Origin of the sequence: Campylobacter sp. (assembly GCF_017646085.1) — a bacterium.
In the GTDB taxonomy this organism is placed as follows: Bacteria; Campylobacterota; Campylobacteria; order Campylobacterales; family Campylobacteraceae; genus Campylobacter.
Window position 1 is genome coordinate 1 of sequence record NZ_JAGCNF010000050.1, and the last position, 2716, is coordinate 2716.

Annotated in this window: 2 protein-coding genes and 1 pseudogene; all 3 read left to right on the forward strand. The window is 33.2% G+C overall.

The features are described from left to right. Positions 1–35 precede the first annotated feature (35 nt). Positions 36–1457, forward strand: coding sequence for a COG3400 family protein (locus J6V67_RS02570; protein WP_291858095.1), 1422 nt, complete (start codon positions 36–38; stop codon positions 1455–1457). A 9-nt stretch (positions 1458–1466) separates the two neighbouring features. Next, positions 1467–2213 (forward strand): SDR family NAD(P)-dependent oxidoreductase, encoded by a 747-nt coding sequence (locus J6V67_RS02575; protein ID WP_291858098.1) that lies wholly within the window; start codon positions 1467–1469, stop codon positions 2211–2213. A gap of 9 nt (positions 2214–2222) precedes the next feature. Then, positions 2223–2716, forward strand: a pseudogene (locus J6V67_RS02580) (tRNA (uridine(54)-C5)-methyltransferase TrmA); the annotation flags it as partial.

Consider the following 2716-nt stretch of genomic DNA (forward strand, 5'->3'; position numbering starts at 1 on the left):
CATTTATGATAAAATAGCTGTTTTTTGGAGAGTTTATGAAAAATATTTTGATTATCGCAGATGGGATTTTGGCTAAAAACTTTCTTGAGAGGTTATTTAATAGCAAAAATAACGCCCTGCATAATTATACTGTAATAACATATAATGAAGAGACGCTACCTAGCTGGGATGTAAATTTTGAAAATTTCATATTTTATAGTTTTGACCCAACTAGCCTTGGTAAGCTCAAAATGCATCTAAATAGCGAATTTGAACAAGCTATGGTAATAATGCAAAATGAATTTGATATAAGATGCGTATGCGATAATCTACGCCAAATTTATCCAAATTTAGAGATCGATGTAATGGATCTATGGGGTATGGAGAGATATCTAGGCTCTGATAATCTAATATCTATTATAGATGCTAGAAAGATCTTAAGCTCTAGATTTATGGATTTCTTGCCTGATGCGCCAGTAATTGCTGATAATATAGGATTGGGGCTAGGGGAGATTATGGAAATACAAGTGCCGCATGGTAGTAGCTATGCCTACCGCCATGTAGGCAATATCCGTAAAAAACGCTGGAAAATCGCTATGATATATCGCAATGGTGGCTATATGATAGCTACGCCTAGTACGCTCATTATGCCAAATGATATGCTACTAGTAGTAGGTGAGCCTAGAATATTGGAAAATGTATTTCGTGCGATTAAAAAAGAGCCTGGCCAATTCCCAAATCCATTTGGAAATAATATCTATTTAGCTTTAGATATGAAGCTAATGAGCAATAACGATATAGAAAGATTGCTAAGCGATACTTTAGAACTACATAAAAAGTTAAATAGCAAAAAGCTATATATAAAGGTAGTAAATCCGACACTTAGCCAAATTTTTAGCAGTATTAAAGAGCTTAGATCAGATAGTATCTTTATCAAGATTGATTATTTTAGTACTAAAATATCGATCCAAAAATCTAAAATGAATGAGCTTGATATCGGTCTAGTAGTCACTAATAGCACAGCATTTAATCTATATAAAAAGGGTTATGAGGCTTTAAAAGTTCCTGTATTAAAAATAGGCACAAGTGGATTAAATAGTGTTAAAAGTGGTGTGATTTTAGGCGATAAAACTGATGCTGAGAGTAATTCTAGTGTAATTATGGATTGCTGTAAGCAGCTTGATTTTAGTATAGATTTTTACCATTTTGATAATAAATTTGATGATGATAGCAAAGAGCTAAGGGAGCATTTTGAGAGTCTTTCAAAAATATTTGATAAGAAGGTAAATATCATAAATGATGGAACAAATCCACTAATAAAGCTTAAAAATAATGAAAATATTTTACAATTTTTAAGCTTTAGTAGCAAGATTATGGATGGCAAATTTGGGGCGATTTTTTCTAAAGATATTAATCGTTTACACTATATTTTGGGTGATAGCTATCAGCTATTTATCCCGCAAAATGATAAAATTTAAGGATATAAAATGAAAAATACAGCTTTTATAACTGGAGCTACATCTGGCTTTGGCGAAGCGATGGCTAGAATATTATCAAAAGATGGCTATAAGCTAATACTTCTTGGCCGTCGTAAAGATAGGCTTGAAACTCTAGCAAAAGAGCTAGGCAATACTCATATAATAGCGTGCGATATAAGAGATAAAAAAGCGGTATTTGACTCTGTAGAGAGCTTACCAAACGAATTTAAAGATATTGAAATTTTGATTAATAATGCTGGGCTTGCTCTTGGATTAGAAAGGGTTAATGAGGCTAGCTTGGATGATTTTGAAACTATGATAGATACCAACATTAAGGGGCTTTTATATACTACAAAGGCGGTTTTGCCAATTATGACTAAAAGAAAAAGTGGATATATATTTAACCTTGGTTCCGTAGCTGGCCAGTGGCCATATCCTGGTGGAAATGTATATGGTGCGACAAAGGCCTTTGTAAAGCAGTTTAGCTTTAATCTTAGAAATGATCTTAAAGGAGATAATATCAGAGTAACTGAGATTGCCCCAGGAATTGCTAAAACTGAGTTTAGTCTAGTTCGCTATAAAGGTGATGAGCAAAAAAGTGATGCAGTATATGATGGGACAAGCTACCTTGAAGCTGATGATATAGCTAAGATTGTACTTGATTGTATAAATTTACCAAAACATGTAAATATAAATAGCCTTGAGGTTATGCCAACTACGCAAAGTTGGGCTGGATTTTTCTTTGAAAAAGAGTAGGGTATAAGCGTGGATTGTATATATTTAGGAGCTTGTGGGAGTTGTGCTTTAAATATTAGCTACGAGGAGCAAAAGCAACTCAAAACTACTAAAATAAAAGAGCTTTTTAGTAAATTTTGGGATGGAGAATTTGAATTTTTTGACTCAGATGAGAGTGGATTTCGCTCTAGGGCTGAATTTGGTATTTGGCATGAAAATAATGATATAAGCTACTGTATGCGTAGTCAGCAAAATACGAAATTACCGATACAAAGTTGCCAAATAGTAGATACTAAGATATCAAATATAATGCCAGAACTTCTAAAAACTATAAAAGAAGATAGGGCTCTAGTAGAGCGGTTATTTGGCGTGGAGTTTATTAGTTCAGCCAAAAGTCTTATAGTAACGCTTTTATATCATAAAGATGTAAATAGCATTAAAGATAATTTAGCCAATATACAATCTAAGCTAAAAATAGGTCTAATAGCTAGAAGTAGGGGAGTAAAGCTAGAATTTGGCGATAC

Excerpts from the sequence above, each read along its gene's own strand:
- J6V67_RS02575 (WP_291858098.1), top strand. The coding sequence starts at position 1,467 with ATGAAAAATACAGCTTTTATAACTGGAGCTACATCTGGCTTTGGCGAA.
- J6V67_RS02570 (WP_291858095.1), top strand. The coding sequence starts at position 36 with ATGAAAAATATTTTGATTATCGCAGATGGGATTTTGGCTAAAAACTTT.